Source organism: Polynucleobacter rarus (genome assembly GCF_003072505.1).
Classification (GTDB): Bacteria; Pseudomonadota; Gammaproteobacteria; order Burkholderiales; family Burkholderiaceae; genus Polynucleobacter; species Polynucleobacter rarus.
The window spans coordinates 854,472-874,930 of record NZ_NTGB01000001.1; the positions used below are offsets into that span (position 1 = coordinate 854,472).

18 protein-coding genes and 1 pseudogene are annotated in these 20,459 nt (G+C 37.1%); 11 read left to right on the forward strand and 8 right to left on the reverse strand.

All coding sequences use genetic code 11. The features are described from left to right. The first annotated feature begins 3 nt into the window (after positions 1–3). From AOC35_RS04000 to bcsZ, 9 genes are all read left to right on the forward strand, one after another. The gene (locus tag AOC35_RS04000; protein ID WP_108645880.1) at positions 4–657 is read left to right on the forward strand and encodes a DNA-3-methyladenine glycosylase; all 654 of its coding nucleotides are present in this window, start codon (positions 4–6) and stop codon (positions 655–657) included. Beyond that, positions 654–1,316, forward strand: coding sequence for an alginate O-acetyltransferase AlgF (locus AOC35_RS04005; RefSeq protein ID WP_108645881.1), 663 nt, complete (start codon positions 654–656; stop codon positions 1,314–1,316). The genes AOC35_RS04000 and AOC35_RS04005 overlap by 4 nt, the downstream gene beginning before the upstream one ends. Before the next feature lie 163 nt (positions 1,317–1,479). After that, entirely contained in the window at positions 1,480–2,736 is a 1,257-nt protein-coding gene (locus AOC35_RS04010; RefSeq protein ID WP_245898417.1) for an MBOAT family O-acyltransferase, read from the forward strand. A 2-nt stretch (positions 2,737–2,738) separates the two neighbouring features. Next, positions 2,739–3,878 carry an alginate O-acetyltransferase AlgX-related protein gene (locus AOC35_RS04015; RefSeq protein ID WP_108645883.1) on the forward strand — a complete coding sequence of 380 codons (1,140 nt, stop codon included), beginning with the start codon at positions 2,739–2,741 and terminating at the stop codon, positions 3,876–3,878. 245 nt (positions 3,879–4,123) lie between these two features. Further along, entirely contained in the window at positions 4,124–4,657 is a 534-nt protein-coding gene (locus AOC35_RS04020; protein ID WP_108645884.1) for a hypothetical protein, read from the forward strand. Then, positions 4,654–5,412 carry a cellulose biosynthesis protein BcsQ gene (gene bcsQ / locus AOC35_RS04025; RefSeq protein ID WP_108645885.1) on the forward strand — a complete coding sequence of 253 codons (759 nt, stop codon included), beginning with the start codon at positions 4,654–4,656 and terminating at the stop codon, positions 5,410–5,412. The genes AOC35_RS04020 and bcsQ overlap by 4 nt, the downstream gene beginning before the upstream one ends. A 5-nt stretch (positions 5,413–5,417) precedes the next feature. Continuing rightward, positions 5,418–7,580: a UDP-forming cellulose synthase catalytic subunit gene (bcsA, locus tag AOC35_RS04030; protein WP_108645886.1), complete on the forward strand. Its 2,163-nt coding sequence runs from the start codon at positions 5,418–5,420 to the stop codon at positions 7,578–7,580. 12 nt (positions 7,581–7,592) lie between these two features. Continuing rightward, complete coding sequence (locus AOC35_RS04035) at positions 7,593–9,968, forward strand: cellulose biosynthesis cyclic di-GMP-binding regulatory protein BcsB (protein WP_108645887.1); 2,376 nt, start codon at positions 7,593–7,595, stop codon at positions 9,966–9,968. Continuing rightward, positions 9,928–11,202: a cellulose synthase complex periplasmic endoglucanase BcsZ gene (gene bcsZ, locus AOC35_RS04040; RefSeq protein WP_159077467.1), complete on the forward strand. Its 1,275-nt coding sequence runs from the start codon at positions 9,928–9,930 to the stop codon at positions 11,200–11,202. Before AOC35_RS04035 ends, bcsZ begins: the two co-directional genes overlap by 41 nt. Positions 11,203–11,349: 147 nt before the next feature. Here bcsZ and AOC35_RS04045 read toward each other — a convergent pair whose 3' ends face one another. The 5 genes and pseudogenes from AOC35_RS04045 to AOC35_RS04065 form a co-directional block, all read right to left on the reverse strand. After that, positions 11,350–11,688: an AzlD domain-containing protein gene (locus tag AOC35_RS04045; protein ID WP_159077468.1), complete on the reverse strand. Its 339-nt coding sequence runs from the start codon at positions 11,686–11,688 to the stop codon at positions 11,350–11,352. A 66-nt stretch (positions 11,689–11,754) separates the two neighbouring features. Continuing rightward, a pseudogene (tnpC, locus tag AOC35_RS04050) lies at positions 11,755–13,331 on the reverse strand (IS66 family transposase). Positions 13,332–13,437: 106 nt separating this feature from the next. Continuing rightward, positions 13,438–13,773, reverse strand: a complete 336-nt coding sequence (tnpB, locus tag AOC35_RS04055; protein ID WP_108645890.1) for an IS66 family insertion sequence element accessory protein TnpB — start codon at positions 13,771–13,773, stop codon at positions 13,438–13,440. Continuing rightward, positions 13,770–14,162, reverse strand: coding sequence for an IS66-like element accessory protein TnpA (tnpA, locus tag AOC35_RS04060; RefSeq protein ID WP_108645891.1), 393 nt, complete (start codon positions 14,160–14,162; stop codon positions 13,770–13,772). Before tnpA ends, tnpB begins: the two co-directional genes overlap by 4 nt. Before the next feature lie 40 nt (positions 14,163–14,202). Continuing rightward, entirely contained in the window at positions 14,203–14,886 is a 684-nt protein-coding gene (locus AOC35_RS04065) for an AzlC family ABC transporter permease (RefSeq protein WP_159077469.1), read from the reverse strand. Positions 14,887–15,063: 177 nt separating this feature from the next. Here AOC35_RS04065 and AOC35_RS04070 point away from each other — a divergent pair, with 177 nt between their 5' ends. Both AOC35_RS04070 and AOC35_RS04075 read left to right on the forward strand, forming a co-directional pair. Then, positions 15,064–16,068, forward strand: coding sequence for a tripartite tricarboxylate transporter substrate binding protein (locus AOC35_RS04070; protein WP_245898418.1), 1,005 nt, complete (start codon positions 15,064–15,066; stop codon positions 16,066–16,068). 56 nt (positions 16,069–16,124) lie between these two features. Continuing rightward, positions 16,125–17,228 carry a YeeE/YedE family protein gene (locus AOC35_RS04075; RefSeq protein ID WP_108645893.1) on the forward strand — a complete coding sequence of 368 codons (1,104 nt, stop codon included), beginning with the start codon at positions 16,125–16,127 and terminating at the stop codon, positions 17,226–17,228. On the opposite strand, the gene AOC35_RS04080 is transcribed toward AOC35_RS04075, so the two are convergent. From AOC35_RS04080 to AOC35_RS04090, 3 genes are read right to left on the reverse strand one after another with little or no spacing between them, the layout of a single operon-like run. Further along, complete coding sequence (locus tag AOC35_RS04080) at positions 17,225–18,133, reverse strand: dienelactone hydrolase family protein (protein WP_108645894.1); 909 nt, start codon at positions 18,131–18,133, stop codon at positions 17,225–17,227. The genes AOC35_RS04075 and AOC35_RS04080 overlap by 4 nt on opposite strands. Before the next feature lie 35 nt (positions 18,134–18,168). Further along, on the reverse strand, positions 18,169–19,215 hold the full coding sequence (locus tag AOC35_RS15650) for a CobW family GTP-binding protein (RefSeq protein WP_159077470.1): 1,047 nt from the start codon (positions 19,213–19,215) through the stop codon (positions 18,169–18,171). 2 nt (positions 19,216–19,217) lie between these two features. Next, positions 19,218–20,459, reverse strand: a complete 1,242-nt coding sequence (locus AOC35_RS04090; protein ID WP_211307470.1) for an LVIVD repeat-containing protein — start codon at positions 20,457–20,459, stop codon at positions 19,218–19,220.

Below are 20,459 nucleotides of genomic sequence, written 5' to 3' on the forward strand. Positions count from 1 at the left end.
ATTATGGCAACTACAACACTTTTAGCAGGATTATCTATCTTAGTTATCGGGGATAGTCATCTTGCATTTCCTGATCACTTATTAAATTCATTACACAATGATTTGTTGGCCCAAGGAGCTCAAGTACACTCAATTGGCGTATGTGGATCAAATCCAGTTGATTGGGTTAAAGGCGCTAAGGGCACATGCGGCAAAGCAGAAAAAATAGGTACAAGCCCAGCTAAAGTTTACGGAATGACTGAGGGAACTATACCGATAAAAGAATTGATCAAGAGTGAAAAAACAAACTTGGTAGTAATCGTACAAGGAGACACAATTGCTTCTTATGATAAGCCATCCCTGCCTAAGAGTTGGATATGGCAACAAGTTTCCACTTTATCAAGGGAAGTAGGGGAGACAAATACTAAATGTATTTGGGTTGGTCCAGCGTGGGGAAGTGAGGGTGGAAAGTTTCGTAAAACATTTGCTCGTGTAGAGGAGTTATCAAATCTAATTGAGAAAAATGTTAGCCCTTGTCAGTACTTAAATTCTTTAAAATTATCTAAGCCAGGTGCTTGGGCAACAATTGATGGTCAGCACTTTACAGCCCCAGGTTATAAATTATGGGGAGAAGCCATAACTGAAGCAATTGTTTCATCTAAGGGATTAACAAAATGATCACCAAAAGTATTCTATTTTTAGCTAGTATGTTTTTCGGAGTTGTATTTGCAACTGAAATGGCACTGTATCCTACCGGACCGAGTCAAGATTCTGCGTTTGTTAGGTTTGTAAATGGTTCAGAAAGCTCATTGGAGATTGTGGCATCAGGATCGAAATCAAAAATCTTACTAAATGAAAAAAAACCATCATCTAACTTTTTTCCAATTGCAGCTAATAAGGAAATTAAAGGTCAATTTGTTGGAGAAACTTTCAAATCAGATGTTGCCCTAACCGTCAAGCCAGGGGAATTTGTTTCAGCAGTCGCAGTGTTAAAAGATAATAAATTAAAGCCAATTATCGTTCGTGAAACTCCTGATGACTTTAACTCTTTGAAAGCTTCAGTCGCACTTTATAACTTATCTGGGTCGCAATGTAATGTTGCAAGTTTAGTAATTGTGGGAAAAGGAGTGAATCTAGTTGAGAAAGTTCAACAGAATCAGATTGCTCGTCGCTCCATTAACCCCTTAAACATTTCAGTTGAGCTTTCTTGTGATAATAAAAATACGGGCATAAATTTTAATCTAGGAAACCTACAGGCAGGTAAAAGATATACGCTTTTTGCTCTTCCTGGTTCAAAATCAGCACATTTAAAATTTACTGAGGACACCCTTCAGTAGGGTTGATAATATGGTTTTTGCATCTCTTGAGTTTATAACAATATTCCTGCCACTTTTTCTAATACTTTACTCTCTAGTTAGTTCAAAGTTTAAAAATACTGTTTTGCTTTTATCAAGCTGGGTTTTTTACGGTTGGTGGAGTCCTGTTTTCTTAATCTTATTTATGGGGTTGACTCTCAATGGTTGGTTGGGTGGTCTGTTCATAGATAAGACAAAAACAGAAAATGGTCGAAAATATGCCTTATTCACTTTTATTTTTAGTAATATCGGACTACTCTGTTGGTTTAAATATGCCAATATTGTAGTTTTAACAACCAATCAATTTAGAGAGTATGCTGGTAAATTGCCCTATGAATGGGAATCTGTATTGCTACCAATTGGCCTCTCATTTATTGTTTTACAATCTATCTCTTATTTGATTGACGTATATCGCAAGACTATCCCTGTAGATCGAAGTCTAGTTAGTTTTGGTGCTTATCAATCAATGTTTGTTCATTTAATTGCAGGACCAATCATAAGATACGATTGGGTTAAAAAAGAACTAATCAATCGTCCTTTCGATTTGCCTCATCTTTTTGCTGGTGCAAGAAGATTTATGATTGGATTAAGCATGAAAGTGCTGATTGCTGATACTATCGCTCCAATCGCTGATACAGTTTTTAAAATATCTACACCATCATTTGTTGACTCTTGGATTGGTTGTCTTTGCTATTCGCTGCAGTTATTTTTTGACTTTTCTGGATATAGTGCGATGGCAATTGGTTTGGGTATGATGTTGGGATTTCGGTTTCCAGAAAACTTCAATAACCCGTATTTAGCTACAAGTATTCAGGATTTCTGGAGAAGATGGCATATATCTCTTTCGTCGTGGATCAAAGATTATCTTTACATACCATTAGGTGGAAACCGCAAGGGTTCAATCCGTACTTATATCAATCTTATCTTAACTATGGGGATTGCCGGTTTATGGCATGGAGGGGATAGTTGGAACTTTTTATTCTGGGGTTTAATGCATGGTATTGCCTTATGTCTCGATCGAGCATGGTCTAGAGCAAAATCTATGCCAAAGATTCCAGAATTTGTATCTTACATATTGACCTTGATTTTTGTGATGCTTGCTTGGACAATTTTTAGAGCACATACCTTCGATGGGGCAATGAATATGTATATGGGTCAATTTGGTTTGAATGACTTTGGGATATCTGATACATTGAGTGCAAAAATTCGTTGGATTCATATTATGACAATACTTCTAGCCATATTTTGTATTGCGTTGCAAAAGATTAAAATGCCTGAAAAATTTTTAGCAAAAGGCATGGTTGAGTTAGTTCGAGTTGTATGGCCTATCGTTGGGTTTTTAATAGCCTTTGCTTTAATCTCTAGTCGCGGTGAATCACCTTTTCTTTACTTTCAGTTCTAAAAATGACTCATAACTCACAACATCCTGTTGAACCTATACCTTTAATTCAAAATTTGAGTTCAAGTAGCTTGGTATCTGGCATTTTTTTCTTTTTAGTAATGATCTTATGCTTCGGAAACACCATTTATGAGGTATCGACAGACAAATTAAATTTATTTCCTGGAGAGATCTCAAAAGAAAGATTTTTGTCAGGCAAAACTACTGCAGATATTGCAACTGCATTAAAAAAGACTGGATTTTCTGAAAAATCTGCTCAGCTACAAAGACTTAGCTCTTGGACACTTTTTCGAGATTTAGGTCCGGAAGTAAGAGAAGGAACACAAGGATGGTTGTTCCTAAGTGATGAATTTGTTATCCATGAAAATGCTGTGGCTAGTGTCATATCGAAAACAGACGAAGTTAAACGTGTCGAAAAACTTCTTGCAGATAAAGGGACTACTTTATTTGTTTTGCTAATCCCAGATAAGTCAAGAGTTCAATCAGAACAATTAGGTAATTTAAAAAGATCAGAAAGTTTAATTTCTAGAGTTAACTTTTTTGAGCAAAACTTACTTAAGTCAAAAGTTAATGTTTTAAATGTTACTGACATTTTTCTAGAAAAAGTCAAGGTTAAACCTCTCTTTTTAAAAGCTGATACTCATTGGAGTGAATCGGGTGCTCAATTAGCTGCTACAGCTATCGGCCAGACTCTTTTAGATGGTAAATGTCAACCAATGCCAAAGATGGAAGTGATTTCAAATACTGAATTACGCAATCGTAGCGGAGACTTAGTTAAATTAGCTGGTTTAGATTGGCTTTCAGCTGATAAGCAACCTGCACTTGACTATACAGAGTTTTCAACATTTGTTTATAAACCAATTTCATCAACATCATCTAACGTAGTAGATGATTTGTTTGGGGATAAAGATTTACCCAATATTGCATTAATAGGTACTTCTTATTCTAATAATTCACATTTTTCAGATTTTCTAGGTAAGGCATTGAAAACTAAGGTTGGTAATTTTGCTAAAGATGGTGGTGATTTTGCAGGCTCTATGAGTTCTTATCTTAGATCATCATCCTTTAAGGAAACTCCTCCTAGTTGTTTGATTTGGGAAATTCCTGAAAGGGTTATTCAAAATTCTAAAAATAGAGTTGAATAATTTAATATAAAAGTGATTTTTTAAATTTATTATGTAAAATTGTAATCATTAAAACGTGTTGCACTTCGTACTTGAATCCACGATTTAATAATAGATTTTTATTTTGATGTAACAATCGAAAAAGTGTATTTTAAGCTGTTTCAGATAGTTCGATAGTAATGTATTACAGTTGATTTTGTTAGCAAATCATCGGTTAGTAAAGTAACTGATTTTTAATATGTTTTGATAATTATGAGAATTTACTTATGGCAAATGATAGTGACATTGATGTTTTATATACTTTAATTAATCAGTCTCCTGATGGATACTTAGAGTTCTACCCTAAAAAAGAGGGTGAAATTGCTTTAAGCAAGTGGCCATTTTTGGCTGGTATATCAATTTCAGGAACTAATCGTCCTACACAACCTATACAGCTACAAACTCCTGTAAATATTTTTACAAAACCAGCTATTAATTCTATTGAGAGTTTAGAAAATGAGGAGCCTTCATCTAATCCTATTTCTAATCAGGTCTCTACAGAAATTGAAGTAGAGCCTTCAAAAGCTTTAACCAATCAAATTCAAGAGAATGTTTTCTCAATTCCGGTAACCTTAGGTCAGACAAATGTAGAGAAAGTAAGTTCAATCCCAACATTTCTCCAAACTAATACAATTTCTAACGACGCTCAAGAAAAATCAAATTTACCAAAAGTACTTCAATTTGGCGTCGAATCTAACTTAGTAGTTGAAAGTCAAAGTAGTCAAATTGCTTCATTATTTAAAAGATTGGAAAAAAATTGAAAATAGTAGCTATGTTTTCCACAAAAGGTGGAGTTGGTAAGTCAACTGTTACTTCAAATTTTGGTTCAGTTATGAATCTTGAGAACCGTAAAGTTGTTTCAATGGATTGTGACCCTAACAATACGCTCAAATACCATTATGGCCTCAGTCAGAACTATTCCGAAGGTCACGCATTGCTAGGACTGAACAATTCTCCTATCTCTTCTTGTGTACATCAACTTAGTACAGGCGAAAAAATTATTCCTTTTGGTAACTTAACAGAAGTAGAGTTAGTTGCATATGAAAAAAAATTGTTAGAAGATCCCTATTTTTTGAAAAAACAAATTGCTTCTTTACAGTTAAAAGATAATGAAATTCTTTTACTTGATGCTCCTTCAGGTTCTTCTATCTTTACACAACAAGTTCTTAATGCTGCAAATATTTCTGTTTTGGTTATGTTACCTGATGCCGCTTCTTACTTAACTTTGGAAAGATCTTTAAAGTTAATTAACAAACATTGTGTCGGAAAAGACTACATAGGTACAATGTTTTTGGTAAATCAAGTTCATCGAAATTTTGAGTTAAATAGCGACGTCTTTGATATGTTGCAATATCAACTGCAAAACCATATTATCGTTGAAATTCATCAAGACCAGGCTGTTGCTGAGTCTTTGGCAAATGGAATGAATATTTTGAAATACGCTCCTCAAAGTTTAGCTACTGAAGACTTTATTGATGCAGCTCAGACTTTAGAATCTTATCTTTTAGGGAATTAATTTTTATGAATTCCTTATCTACAATGAAGCAAGAAAATTCTAAGAATAATTCTTTAATAGATAATTTATCTTCTCAATTAAGCATCATTAACTGGTCTAATCCCTTAATAAGAATTGTTCTTTTAGGAATTTCAAGTATTCTTTTATATATTGTTATAAGCTTTCCTCTAGATTATAAAATGCAGTTTATCTTTGGAGTTGCTTTTATAATTTTGAGTTCTTATATTTCCAGGAAATTTGACAATCGATTCGCAGTGTTGTTGGTAATATTTATGTCTTTCATAATGACAATGCGATATTTTTATTGGCGTTTCACAACTACCCTTGAGTTTGAGTCGTCTCTCGAGGCTGTCCTAGGTTATCTTTTATTATCCGCTGAGCTTTACGGATTAGTAATTATGTTGCTGGGCTATTTTCAAAATTCTTGGCCTTACAAGAGGGAGTCAGTTCCTTTACCATCTGATGAAAACTTATGGCCACATGTAGATATTTTTGTCCCAACTTACAATGAACCTCTAAGTATTGTAAAAATCACAATCGTTGCCGCTAAATTGATTGATTGGCCAGAGGACAAATTACATATTTATCTTTTAGATGATGGTAATAGGCCTGAGTTTAAAAAATTTGCTTCAGAATTAGGTGTTAATTACATTGCTCGTAAAGATAATAGACACGCGAAAGCTGGAAATTTAAACAATGCGCTTAAAGAATCTAAAAGCGAGTTTGTAGCAATTTTTGACTGCGATCACATTCCTTGTAGATCTTTTCTTCAGATGACTATGGGTTTGTTTTTCAAAGACAACAAACTTGCTATCGTTCAAACTCCGCACTACTTTTTTTCACCTGACCCTATTGAGCGTAACCTTAAGGTTCACAGAGAGGTTCCTAATGAAGGGGAATTATTTTATGGAATCGTTCAGGAAGGTAATGATTTATGGAACGCTTCGTTCTTTTGTGGATCATGTGCTGTTTTGAAAAGAAAACCTCTTGAAGAGGTTGGTGGAGTTGCTGTTGAAACAGTGACGGAAGATGCTCATACTGCTTTAAAAATTAGTAGATTAGGTTATAACCTGTCTTACTTAGCTATCCCGTTAGCTGCGGGTTTAGCTACAGACAGCTTGTTTGCCCACGTGAACCAACGCATTAGATGGGCTCGGGGTATGGCTCAAATTTTCCGAATTGATAATCCCTTTTTTGGTAAAGGACTAAAATTTGGTCAAAGAATTTGCTACTCTACTGCAATGGTTGGATTTTTCTATGGAGTTCCAAGAGTTTTGTTTTTATTAGCACCGCTTGCATATTTGCTTGCTGGTTTGCAGATTTATCAAGCTTTTGCATTAACAGTGTTTTCATTTGCAATTCCTCACGTTGTCATGTCTCAAATTGCAGGGCATAAAGTCCAAGCTCAATTTAGGCATTCATTTTGGGGAGAAATTTATGATACCTTACTATCTCCTTACGTTCTCCTGCCGGTTCTTGTTGCCCTTATTAATCCAAAGTTAGGTAGCTTTAACGTAACTAAGAAAGGTGGACAAACCAGTGCAAACGATTATTTCGATTTACGAATCGCAACTCCCATAATTATCTTGCTTGGTTTAAATATATTTGGACTTTTTTACGGCACAATACATAAGATTGTTTTAGAAAATGGTGATCTATACACTTCACTTTTAAATCTTGTTTGGGTAGTATTCAATATCATTATTCTAGGTGCTTGTGTTTTCGTTGCGCTTGAGGCTCGAGAGTTAAGATCTACACCGAGAGTACAGATGACTTTACCAGCAGCAATTTATTTGCCAAACGGAAAGACTATATTTTGTAGCACCACGAACTTTTCAAGTAATGGGTTTGGCTTGTTATTACCTGAGGGCTGTAATATCCCTGCTGGTTCAACCCTTTCAGTTGGCATATTCCGCGGTAAGGAGGAGTCGATTATTACAGCTAAAGTAAAAAAAGGTGGTAATGAATTGGGTTTAGAAATTGAAAAAATAAGTCAAGAAGATTTAATCAAATTAGTAAATGTTACGTTTTCTCGTGCAGATAATTGGGCAAAGGATTGGGGTAATAACAGAAGAGCCTCTCCACTTGCATCTTTAAAGGAGCTAATGGGGCATGGTGTTGTTAGTCCTAAAAAGCTCTTGAATCTCAGGAACTTAAATAAAATTTAAAAGAGAAATTTAATGTTAAAAATACCTTTGTTAAAGAATCGTTTTATTAAGACTTGTTTTTTCAGTTTTATTTACTTAATTCCAACTTCTAGTTTTTTCATAGAACCTACAACTGTTTTTGCTAAAGTAAACACGAATCAAGAAAATGAAAAGCAAGTAACTAGTCTCCCAAAAAATGAAACAAATAAAAATAGTCTAATACCAGTCGAACAAAGAGCACCTCATATTCTTACCTTTCAAAAGTTAGGTATTGAATCTCCTATTGTTCTCAGAGGTATTGAAAGTGAACAAAACATTAACTTCAAAATTAGATCTGATGAAGTAGTTAGTAGTGCAAAGTTGAATTTAAGTTTTTATTATTCAAAGCAACTACTTAGTGAACTTTCTCAAATTAATATTTTAATGAACGGTGAGCCTTTAGATGCTATTAACATAGAAGATGGATTTGGTGGCCAACGTATCAATAAAACAATTGAAATACCCAAAGAATTAGTTTCTGATAATAATATTCTTACATTTCAACTGATTGCTCACTATTCAAAAGAATGTGAAGACCCTAGAGATAGTCGTTTATGGTCTGTCATCAGTAATCACAGCACAATTGAGATAGTATCAAATCAGTTTGTACTTCAAAATGATTTGCAATATTTCCCTTTGCCCTTTCTTGATGCACAAGATGTTAAAAAGTCCAGCGTACCTTTTGTCTTTCTAAATAAATTAGGAAAAACATCGTTAGAATCAGCAGGTATTCTTGCTTCATATTTTGGATCTATCTCTACTAATAATAATATTGATTATCCAGTTTATTTCAACAACATCCCCAATAAAGGTAATGCTATTGTTTTTCTGGATAGTTTAGAAACTCTAAATAGTTTCAATAATTCTTCTGATAGTAGCAATTCTGACTCTCAATTATTAATTGTTTCTAATCCAAGCGATCAAAATGGAAAACTACTGCTTGTTTATGGTAAAAATCCTGAGGATCAAAAAACTACAATTTTAAATTTAATATCTAAATCAAGTAAATTGTCTGGTAATTTAGCAGTTTTTACTTCAAAACCTTTAATGGAGAAAAGAAGACCATATGATTCACCAGCATGGCTGCAGTCAGAAGGGCCTGTAAAGTTTTCTCAAGTATATCCTAACCTAAACTCGTTGAATGCATCAAGTTATGGGACAAGCACATTCCCTGTAGATATTAATCTTCCCCCTGATTTATTTGCATTAACGAATAAAAATAATGGAATAAAAATAGATATTAAATATAGCTACGATGAGCCTAATTTTGCAAAAGGTCAAAGTGCTAAATTTATCATTTCCACAGATGATCAAATAATTCGAGCAACTACTTTAAACAGTAGTAGTAAAAACAATTTTTTTGAGAATTTGTTAAATCCAACAAACTTTTTTAAAGCAAAAAGTGAAGAAAATGTTAGATTTTTAGATGGTACACTTTCAACTCATGTTCCAGTTGAACAAAAAAATAGTTTATTAAAATTAAAACCTTCTTTTAATTATAATTATTCTAATAAAATGGACTGTGTAAACAATTTAATGATTGCAAGTACGAAGCAATCAATAAACCCAAATTCAACAATTGATATTTCGAATTTATCCCATTTTATAAAAATGCCAAATTTGGCAGTCTTTAAAACTCATGGTTATCCATTTAGTCGGATGGCAGATCTTTCAGATACTTCTTTCATTATTTCTGGAGATTTATCACCTAGCTTGGTTAAATCCTATTTGAATGTTTTAGGATGGTTTGGTAAATCAATTCGTTTTCCAGCTGTTTCTATGACGGTTAATAATGAAAACGAAGTTGATCAATTTAAGCAAAAGAATTTAATAATCTTCAATAACTCTTCTAATAGTTCAAAGTTATTAAACTCATGGGATATCAACTTAGATACTGGTAATGTAAGTGATACTTATCTTGATAAAATTAATAGGCTATTCTCAAAACTGTTAAAGGAAGAACCAGACCCTGTAAATTCAACGCCAAATTTTAACCAGACTGATGTTAAAGCAAATATTCTTGAATTCCAATCACCTCTGTCAAATAAAAATACAGTAGTTTTATTTTCATTTAACTCGGAGGATGGTTATAAATTAATTGATGATATTTTTGGTGAGTCTGACGAGTTAAGCGGCAAAGTATATGGATCACGAACAGTTGTAACTAATCAAAGTAAGTTTTCGTTATCTGACAAAAGTGAGTATTATTTGGGAAGCCTTACATTAACTGAAAGCTTATACTTTTTCCTTGCTAAATACCCTTTCTTCTTTGTATTTTTTACAGTTTTAGTTATTTTATTCTTGTCGATAGTTAGTTATTATTTGCTTCGTGACCTTATTAAAAAAAGAAGTAATGCTGGAAAAATTTAAAAATAATTGGTTTTTTGGGTTAAAGAAAAAAATCTTATTATCGTTTGTTGTATTTTTATTAGGTGCACTGAGTTATTCAATTATTAGTTTCTCAGTGCCCTTAATTTCATCTAAAAATTGTAAAGTTCAAAGTTGGCCTTTGTGGGTAACTTTCGTTGAAAACTTTATTTCTTATGATGGACGGGTAATGGACAATAATCCAACCTTTAATCAGACAACAAGCGAGGGTCAATCCTACGGTTTATTTTTTGCTCTCGTTAACAATAACCCATTGCTTTTTGAAAAACTGTGGGTATGGACCAAAAATAATCTCATGCGTGGTGATGAGAATAATTTACCATCATGGTCTTGGGGGCAGAATAAATCTGGTATTTTTACCGTATTAGATAAAAATTCTGCATCTGATGCAGATCTATGGATTTCATATTCTTTACTAGAAGCTGGACGTATTTGGAAAAATGAAAACTATACCCAAGCTGGTTTAAGGATTCTCAATAAAATCGAAAGCTTAGAAATAGTTAATATTCCATCATTAGGACCGATGATGTTACCTGGTCAATTCGGCTTTGCTACTGAGAACCCAAAATCTTGGGAGTTTAATCCAAGTTACCTTCCTATCTTTCAGTTAAGTTACATGGATAATATAAATCCTAAAGGTGATTGGAATCAAATAGCAATTAATTCTTTAAAAATGATTAAAGAAACCAGCCCAATTGGAATCGTTCCTGAATGGGTTTCATATCAGTATGATGAATTTACTAAAGCAGGTTTTTTTTATGTTGTTCCAACAAGGGGTACTATAAGTTCGTATAACTCTATCCGTGTATATTTGTGGGCTGGATTAGTAAATAAAAAAGATCCCTTATCAAACGAGCTTCTTTCTCTAACTAGAGGAATGGCAAAGATTGTTGAAAAAAAAGGATTTCCTCCTGAAGAAGTTTCCGTATCAAATGCAGAGGGTGATAAGCTTGCTCCTTATGGATTTACAGCGGCTCTTTTGCCTTATTTGACCGCTTTAGGTTCATCTTCTTTGGCTAAATCCCTATTTATTACTGCCAAAGAAAATCAAATTAAGACTACCAAAACTGAAAATAGAGATACTAATCCTGCCTTTTATTATGATTATATTTTGTCCCTTTTCGGTGTTGGGCATTTTGAAAATCGATATAGATTTGCCGCAGATGGAAAACTTGAACTTCCTTGGTTACAACTTAGATGTAAATTTCCTAAATAAGTTTTATTTTAAATTTTAGTTAGTCCTACATTTTTGATTCAGATGAAACTAAAATAGCCAGCCTTTATTTAAATTCATGAATTGATACAGAAATTAAATTTAGGTATTCCATCAACAAGTTTATATTATTAATTTTCACTCTCATTTCTATTGCCAATATTTTGACAATAATGTCAAAACTACCATACCAGTAGTTAGGCTCAGCACCATACTTTTAGAAAAGTAGAAGATCACGATTGTTGAAATACTTGAGTAAATTTGCACTGGCTGCATTGCAAATTGGTAGCTTTTAGTGAGGGCATCTTTTTCAAAAAGCAATTCTGGAATCACAATTGCTATTAATGCACCTGTTGGGGCATATTGGATTAAGTTTCTGACGGATGGTGACAACTTAAGTTTAGCACCAACAGTCAGAAAAAAACTACGCGTAAAAAAGGTTACAAAACTTAAGGTAAGGATGCAAGACCAGAAATAAATTTCAGACATTTTTCCTCTGAACTTGTTCAATTGTAAGCGTTTAGCCAACACATGTTGCATTTTGATGGGCTTGTGTTACTGCGAAGTGGGTTGCCAGCGATGCGGCAATAATTCTTCGATCTGGTTGTTCTTTTGGGTGGGCAACCTTGTTAGAACATCTTTCATATAGGCATATGGATCATGACCGTTCATCTTCGCTGATTGGATCAAACTCATGACGGCAGCAGCACGTTTGCCTGCACGTAACGAGCCAGCAAACAACCAGTTTGAGCGTCCAATAGCGATGGGCCGTATTTGATTTTCAATCCAATTATTGTCAATCGGCAACTGACCATCATCAATGTAACGCGTGAGTGCTGTCCATCGCTTCAAGGTGTAATCTAATGCCCGTGCTGTAGCCGAGCCATCAGTAATCTTCATTCGTTGCAAACGCATCCATTCAAATAAAACATTTGCAATTGGGCGAGATCGCTCTTGTCGTAACTTCTGACGACTCTTGGCCAGTCCAAATCTTTTACTTCCCGCTCTACTTCATAAAGTTGCCGCATGAGCTCAAGGGCATGTTCTGCAATCTGACTTTTATTCGCCACATGCAATTCAAAAAACTTTCGTCGTGCGTGTGCCATACAACCGACTTCGGTCACGCCATTGGCAATCATTGCTTTATAGCCACTGAAGTCATCACAAACTAAACTCCCTCGCCAATCCCCCACAAAGTTACGGGCGTTCTCACCAGAGCGACTCTCTGCAAAATCGTAAATGACGGCCTTTAAATCTTCATGTACTCCAGGAGCGTAAGCCCATAAATAAGCACGATGTGTTTTCTGATTGCCAGGCTTGAGCATTTGTACGGGTGTTTCATCTGCGTGTAAGACACGATGAGTCAGTACTAGCTCTCGCAGTGCATCTACTAGTGGTTGTAAACGCACACCACAGATACCAACCCACTGAGCTAAGGTCGAGCGTGGTAAATGAACACCGGCGCGAGTAAAGATAGTTTCTTGACGATACAGTGGTAAATGGTCTGCATACTTCGCAACCAATACCTGTGCCAATAAACCAGCAGTAGCAATGCCTTTATCAATGATTTGTGCAGGGACTGGTGACTGCGTCAATGTCTTACAAGAACCGCAAGCCCATTTACCACGGATATGACGCTCTACCGTGACAACACCCGGCGTGTAATCTAACTTCTCACTAATATCTTCACCAATGCGTTTCAGTTGACATCCGCAACGACAGAGGGTTGAATCGGGTTCATGTCGGAACTCGACCCGAGGTAAGTTCGCAGGTAAAGGGGTACGCTTCGGTGTTTGACGCTGACGCTGAAAGACTTCGGGAGTTGCCAGCTCCTCCATTTCTGATTCCATGGCAGCGATATCCGTGTCGAGCGTTTCTTCAAGTAAGCTAGCCTGTGCAGGATCTAATCGCTCACTTTGCTGTCCGAACCTCCAACGCTTACTGATAGCCATCTCATGGGTGAGTTGATCAATCTTGGTTTGTCGATACAACAGTTCTTTTTTCTGCTGCTCAATTTCCGCCTGACTCTGAGCGATGACTTGTTTGTGCTCTTGGTTCTCTAACATCAACCTCAAGGCCAACTCACGCAAAGCTTGCGGATTCAGATGCTCAAGAGTTTGTGAAGTAACCATAACGATAGTATTTCACATTCGTAATGAGCTGATAATTATAGGTTTTCCTAATTGATTTTTTAGGTAAATTAAGGAAAAATTTAAGTTATTAAACCAACTAAAAAGATCATAAGAGCTTTATGATACCTGCCTCTCCGAGGCGATGCCAAGGTAGTCCAAGGACCAATGCATCGAACTGTTCCCGACTGATTTGCATCTGTGTTGCAGTGTCCGTTCGAGGCCAAATAAAGTGACCTTCATGTAAGCGACGAGCGGCTAACCAGATGCCAAAACCATCGTGCACTAGCACCTTTATGCGATTAGCGCGACGATTCGCAAATAGATAAGCGTGATTTGGATATGCCGACCCAAACACCTTCACTACGCGTGCTAGCGCCGTATCAGTTCCCGCTCGCATATCCATCGGTTCCGTTGCAATCCATACGGCGTCAACACGAATCATTTGGTAAGTTCCCGTAACCACGCTAAACAAGTCGCACTAGCTTGCATGGGCCACTTCACTCTAATCGTCGAGCTACCCTTGTGAACTTCAATCTCAATCGATTGGCCATCAGCTTTAGAGGAGGGGTGAGGAAGGCTTACCGGTAAAAAACCTGGCGTATGACCCATCAATACAGAACCACTGGAACCTGAGAGACTATTTCCTCGCTTAACGTAATTTGGATCAGCATCGCGGATCCATCGTCGCAATAAGTTCGCATTCAACCCATTACTAAGTGCAACAGATGCAATCGAAACATGTGGTTGACGCGCTTGAGCAACGACCTCCGATTTAAAATCTTTACTATATCGTTGTCTTATTCGTGTTTCGGTTGGACTAGTAAGATCCATAGTGTACACTTCTCCACTTATTTTTTAAGTGGAGACATGTTCACTTAATAAGTACTTCAGGACAAGATGTGTTCACCGGACGCATACGTTCAATTAAAAAAGCAGTACACATTGCGGCTAACACGGTACTTAAAATACCTAAACGGTAGGGGAGATTAATGGTAAACATGGTAACAAGAATACTGACTATGCCGATGGTAATTTCTTTAGGAGTCTTTAAATTAGGGGCGATTAAACAAATCAACACCAAGGTTCCTGCAAAGGCAAAATTCCATTCATTAGGAATATAAATCCCGAAGACTAAGGCTACTACTAGCCCCAATTGCCATACCACCCAGTTGATTGTGGCTGTCCCTAAAAAATACTGATAAACCTCTTTCTTGGAATCTGTTGTTGCAGTTGGATATTTTCTAGTAAAGACGGCAAAAGAAATATCACCATTTAAATAACCTAAAATAGCTCGTTGAAAAAAAGATAAGTCTTTAAAGTGGGGTGCAATAGCAGCACTGTAGACAATAAAACGGGAGTTAATCACCATCGTTGTAAAAAAAATAATCCAAATTGGAAAGTTACCATTCATCAGCGGAATGGATGCAAGTTGGGCAGAGCCTGCATAGACAGCTAAAGACATAACAATCGTGTTCAATACGGCAAACCCGGTTTTGATAATGGCCAGATTTAAAACAATCGACCAGGTAAAAATGCCGATCGAAGGTCCTAACATATCATTGAACGATTCTCGGAGTACTGGATTTTTGAATAAATTGTTGAGTCTCATTAATATTGATGAAAGAACAAAAGAGTCTATTGTAGGTTCTTATGTGTAATGTGTCGATGAAGTCTTGTATGCTAATGTGTCTAATACTAAAACGCCACTGCGTTAAATTGGGAGGAACAAAAATTGAGATCAAAATTGCATGCCATTAATGCGCTAAAAAGGAATCATTTAGCGCTTGCTTTGACTGTGTTTATGGCACTCATTTCAAGTCATTCCATAGCTCAAACAAAGCCATGGCCGAGTCGCCCAATTACTCTCGTGGTTACCTACCCTCCTGCCGGAACCGCAGATATTATGGCTCGAACTATTGCTGATCCCTTGGGTAAATTCCTTGGCACAATCATCATTGTAGAAAACAAACCGGGCGCAAGTGGTCAAATCGCGGCAAATTTTGTCGCAAAATCTAATCCTGATGGCTACACTCTCATGTTAGATGCCTCCTCTTTTGCTGTAAATCCCAGTCTTTTCAACAAACTCCCCTATGACACCTTGAAGGACTTTAGGATGCTTGGTGTGATTGCGCAGTATCCCAATGTTTTACTCGTCAATCCGAGTTTTCCGGCTCGTTCCGCAAAAGATGTGGTCAACCTCGCTAAAAAAAATCCTGATAGTATTTCTTACGCATCCTCTGGCAACGGTTCTGCCCAACATTTATCTGGTGTGTTGTTCGAGTTGCGCTCTGGTATTGAAATGCAACACATACCTTATAAAGGCGCTGGACTGGCTTTAAATGATGTTTTGGGCGGACAAGTACCTGTTTTCTTCGGTAGCGTCGCGTCCACCAAGCAATATGTGGACTCGGGTAAATTAATTGCCCTTGCCGTTACCAGTAAAAAACGAGCTACTTCCATGCCAACTATTCCAACGATGTTAGAAGCAGGGATTCCGGAATATGAAGTGTATGAGTGGAATGCGCTGTTTGCTCCAAGCGGTATTTCAGAGGAGATTTATCAAAAAATCACGGAAGCAATTTCTAAAGTTTTACAAACCCCTGAGGTTAAAGCAAAAATTGTGAGTTTAGGTGGTGAGATATTTACTGGCAATACCCAACAAGCCGTTGAGTTTGAAAAGGCGCAAATATTGAAGTGGTCGAAGGTAATTAAAGAGAAAAAAATCAGTATCGATTAATCGCTATTCTGAAATAAGACTAAAATTGTATTTTTCTAAAAGTTAAGAGCAAATTAATGTTGAATTTACACTCACCTGAGACAATTTATGACCTCGTCTTGTGTGGTTCATTTAGTATCACTTTGATACTTGGTTACATTATGCAAAGAACTAACTTTTGCACCATGGGTGCGATTAGTGATTATTTTCTAATGGGCAGTTTGACTAGAGCTCGTCAATGGATCTTAGCCATTGCCGTGTCCGTGATTGGGGTTGGGGCGTTGAGGTATTTCCAATTGGTGGTGCTTGAAGATTCTATTTACATTGCCCCGAAAGTTCTTTGGTTATCTGTGCTTCTTGGTAGTTTGATGTTTGGTGTCGGTATGGTTTTTGCTTCTGGATGTGCCGGACGAAATTTGATGCGCGTTGGTAGTGGCAGTATTCGCGCTTTGGTAGTTGTGGTGGTTGCTGGAATATTTGCACAAATGGCGCTGCGTGGCGTTTTTGCCGTGATTCGCGTCAATACGGTTGATCAAGTATTTTTTACACTGCCTTCCAATCAAGATGTTTTAAGTATTCTTGATTATCTATTTGCTTTAGGTCCCTTAGCCATTTTTCTGTTCACCATTGTTTTAGGCTTAGCGATGATTGCTTGGGTCTTTTCAGAAAAGAAATTTTGGACTTTAGAAAATTGCTTAATCGGTCTGTTTGTAGGTTTTTGTATTATTTCTTTTTGGTGGTTAGTAGGAAATTTTGCTTTCTTAGAAGAAGATCCAAACACCCTCGAAAAGGCATATCTGGCAACTAATTCAAATCGACTAGAAATGGTTTCATTTGTTGCACCAATTGCCTATTTATTAGACTATCTCACTCTTTTCAGCGACGTATCCAAAAAGCTAACATTAGGTATCGTTAGCATTTTTGGCATGATGTTTGGATCCTTTCTAGCCGTCCAGTTGGATCAGGATTGGCGTTGGCAAGGTTTTACTGGCTTGCCTGATTTAAGCCGCCATTTAATTGGTGCTGCCCTCATGGGTGTGGGAGGAGTGACAGCTCTTGGTTGTACTTTTGGCCAGGGGCTTAGTGGCATCTCTACTTTATCCATCAGTTCAATGATTGCCATCGCTGGTTTCATTGGTGGCGCTTATTTGGCTCTTAAATACCTAGAAAAAAATAATTAAAAACCTTGTTGCTTTAGCCATTTAGTTGCTTCCTCCCAGCCAGCCTTTGCGTCACTGGGGATGTAACTAGGACGATAGTCAGCATGAAAAGCATGACCAGAATCTGGATAAATAATCAGCTTTGATTTCTTTGCTGAAATATTATTGGTCTGTTCTTTTAATAAAGAACTCATTTTTTCAACTTGTTGGATTGGGATCCCCGTATCTTTACCACCGTATAAGCCCAAAACTGGAGCGCTTAGTTGATTCACACCATCTAGTGGATGAGTTGGATTGTTTAATGATCTATCACCGCTCAGTCTGCCGTACCAAGCTATGCCAGTGGTGATTTTTTCTAGTCGTTCACATGCTAACCAAACAATCCTACCGCCCCAGCAAAATCCATTCAAAGCAATTTTATTAGGATTGACACCTTGTCCTTTAGACCAATCCATCACTGCTTGAACATCTTGTAATACTTGAACATCTGGTGTTTTCGTGATGATCTTACTGTAGAGTTCTGCCATCGTACCCATGCTAGATGGATCGCCAGCTCGATAGAAAAATTCAGGAGCTACTGCAAAAAAACCAAGTTTAGCAAAGCGTCGCGTTACATCTGCAATGTATTCATGCACTCCGAAGATTTCACTGATAACGATCATCAGTGGTAATGAACCTTTAGCGTCTTTAGGATAAGCTACATAAACAGGTAATTTGGAGTCCTTGTAGTTAACTGTATCCTCTTTGCTGACAATACCTTCAAAATCAGTCTTGATGGCTTGGGCCTTGATTGCATCAGAGCAGGTTGCAAACCCAACGCCAAGCGTTCCCATTGAGGTGGTTTTGATAAAGTCTCTTCTAGTTAAACCTTGATCTAATTTCTTCCCTTGAAGCGCTTCAATATCTTGAGTAGTATTTTTCAACATACTTAAATCCTTTTAATCTTGGGTTCAATAAAGAACTAATTTAATCCAGCAGGCTTGACAACTTGGGTTACCACATCAAATAAACTTTTTAATACTTCTTTTGGAATATTTCTAGTAATAAAAACAATCCGAGAATCATGGTCTTCACTTGGCCATCTATCAAGAGTAATTGGTGGATGGAATATATGCTGGACTCCTTGAACGACAATCGGTTGATTTTCCACATTAATGATACCTTTTACTCTTAAAAGGTCAACACCCCGAAGTGTAGTTAATAAATCTAAAGCTGATGAAAAAGCTTGCCAAGTAAACGGAGTTTTAAATCTCAGAGTTTCAGTCTGAATATTACTGGTATGGCGCTTAGCGAAGACACCTAAGTATTTTTCACCAGTTTGAGGAGTGTTTTCACCTAAAAAATGAAGCGTTTTTTGACTTGCTTTCGAGGAGGTTAAACCAATACCCATTAATTCATTTGGATCAATATTCCCATGCAAAATCTTTTGAATCGGGCTTGAAGGATTAACATTGCGAATTAATTGAACTAACTGATCCATTTGGTTTGTGTCAATTAAATCTGTTTTTGTGACAAAAATTCGATCAGCGATTGCTAATTGTTTTTCTGGTTCCTTTAAGTTCTCAAGCTGATCTGGCAGGTTAACTGCATCGACGAGTGTGACTAAGCCATCAAATCGAAACTGGGCCTCTAGTAAAGTATCACTGACTAGAGTTTGTAAGATGGGCGCGGGATCTGCGAGTCCAGTAGTTTCAATAATGATTCTGTCAAAATCAAAAATATCACCGATCGTTCTGCGCGTGAATAAGTCTCGTAACGTTTCTTGCATATCTGTTCTTACCGAACAGCAAATGCAACCATTGGCTAACAAAGAGATATTTTCCGAACTAAGTGTCACCAAGTCTTGGTCAATACCAATTTCACCAATTTCATTAATGACCACGGCTACTTTATTCATCGATGGATGCACCAATAACTGACGAATAAGAGTGGTTTTACCGCTTCCTAAAAATCCTGTAATGATCGTTACAGGGATTTTTCCAGAAATTACATCTCTCTTAAAGTTCACAATCAAATATTCATTTCTAGGATATAGACTCCTCCGCCGAAACGATCAATCGCGTAAACAATGGCATTTTCATCAACGAAAACATCGTTAATTTGAATGGCACCAGCGGGGGATAGTTTTGGGGCACCTGGGACGTAGTAGGCAATTTCCTCAACACGGTATGGATTCGTCGTGTCAAAGACTCTGACTCCACCGTTAAAGAAAGTACCAATGATGATCGTATCAGAGTAAAAAGATCCGGGAATCGGTAAATTTTCGTGCAGATTATGTGCACCAAAACGACCGCCGCGTTTCGTAAATACCTCTGGATTTGGCATTGGGAATGTTCCAATAGAAACGGGATTTTCTTCATTTCTAGCGTCTACCACCCAAACTAGTTTTGGCCAATCCGCGCCATCATCCATTACGCACTCATCACTAACAATCCATAGACCACGATCAAATAGTGGCAAAACGGTATGAATAAAGCCATTTAGTGGCGGTGAATGATTCCAGTGTGAAATCACTTTGATATTTTTCATATCTTCAATATCTAATACAAAAGCTCCGCCATCAATGTACCCAACATAAGCACGATTTGGCTCTCTTGGAAATACATTGGTGTTGTGAACACGATAGCCAGTGTCTAGTTTTGGCATTCTTGGTGGCGGCGGACTAATATCGCCTTTACGAGTTCCAGGGTACCACCAACGACCAGCTTCAAAAGGTTGGGTTGGGTCGGTTACATCAAGGATGCGATAAAACTGGTCATCTAAAGGGTGGGTTGGTTCAAAATCTTCTGACCCAGATGACATATGAATATACTTGCCATCGACAAACCATAAGGCATGGACGCCACGAGAGTGAGGTCCTGAGCAATCAAAGTGAGATAAAAGTTTTGGTTGTTCCGGGACGCTGATATCAAATAAATCTACACCAGCTGGTTTTAAGCCAACTACTTGGGTTTGATAGGCCACAGCTAGAATATTGCCAAATACATCCAATGAATTGGAACGGACTTGCATGTGCGGCAAATCTGTTTGAACGATGAGATTGGGGTTCTTGGGGTCAGTGACATCGATACCACTGAAATTTTTAGGCGCTGATTCATGGGCAACCCATAGGATGCGTCTGCCATCCGCAGTGATTTGTAAACTAATACCTTCACCAAGACCGCCAAAGCCACCTAGTTCGTGGTGTGCAAGAAGGGTCATATTTCTGGATAAGGTTTGATCAGCTTTGCCTAATGGGTTTGGGGATTGCAT

Excerpts from the sequence above, each read along its gene's own strand:
- AOC35_RS04000 (WP_108645880.1), top strand. The coding sequence starts at position 4 with ATGGCAACTACAACACTTTTAGCAGGATTATCTATCTTAGTTATCGGG.
- AOC35_RS04005 (WP_108645881.1), top strand. The coding sequence starts at position 654 with ATGATCACCAAAAGTATTCTATTTTTAGCTAGTATGTTTTTCGGAGTT.
- AOC35_RS04010 (WP_245898417.1), top strand. The coding sequence starts at position 1,480 with ATGGGGTTGACTCTCAATGGTTGGTTGGGTGGTCTGTTCATAGATAAG.
- AOC35_RS04015 (WP_108645883.1), top strand. The coding sequence starts at position 2,739 with ATGACTCATAACTCACAACATCCTGTTGAACCTATACCTTTAATTCAA.
- AOC35_RS04020 (WP_108645884.1), top strand. The coding sequence starts at position 4,124 with ATGGCAAATGATAGTGACATTGATGTTTTATATACTTTAATTAATCAG.
- bcsA (WP_108645886.1), top strand. The coding sequence starts at position 5,418 with ATGAATTCCTTATCTACAATGAAGCAAGAAAATTCTAAGAATAATTCT.
- AOC35_RS04035 (WP_108645887.1), top strand. The coding sequence starts at position 7,593 with ATGTTAAAAATACCTTTGTTAAAGAATCGTTTTATTAAGACTTGTTTT.
- AOC35_RS04045 (WP_159077468.1), bottom strand. The coding sequence starts at position 11,688 with ATGTCTGAAATTTATTTCTGGTCTTGCATCCTTACCTTAAGTTTTGTA.
- tnpB (WP_108645890.1), bottom strand. The coding sequence starts at position 13,773 with ATGATTCGTGTTGACGCCGTATGGATTGCAACGGAACCGATGGATATG.
- tnpA (WP_108645891.1), bottom strand. The coding sequence starts at position 14,162 with ATGGATCTTACTAGTCCAACCGAAACACGAATAAGACAACGATATAGT.
- AOC35_RS04065 (WP_159077469.1), bottom strand. The coding sequence starts at position 14,886 with ATGTTAGGACCTTCGATCGGCATTTTTACCTGGTCGATTGTTTTAAAT.
- AOC35_RS04075 (WP_108645893.1), top strand. The coding sequence starts at position 16,125 with ATGTTGAATTTACACTCACCTGAGACAATTTATGACCTCGTCTTGTGT.
- AOC35_RS04080 (WP_108645894.1), bottom strand. The coding sequence starts at position 18,133 with ATGTTGAAAAATACTACTCAAGATATTGAAGCGCTTCAAGGGAAGAAA.
- AOC35_RS04090 (WP_211307470.1), bottom strand. The coding sequence starts at position 20,459 with ATGCAATCCCCAAACCCATTAGGCAAAGCTGATCAAACCTTATCCAGA.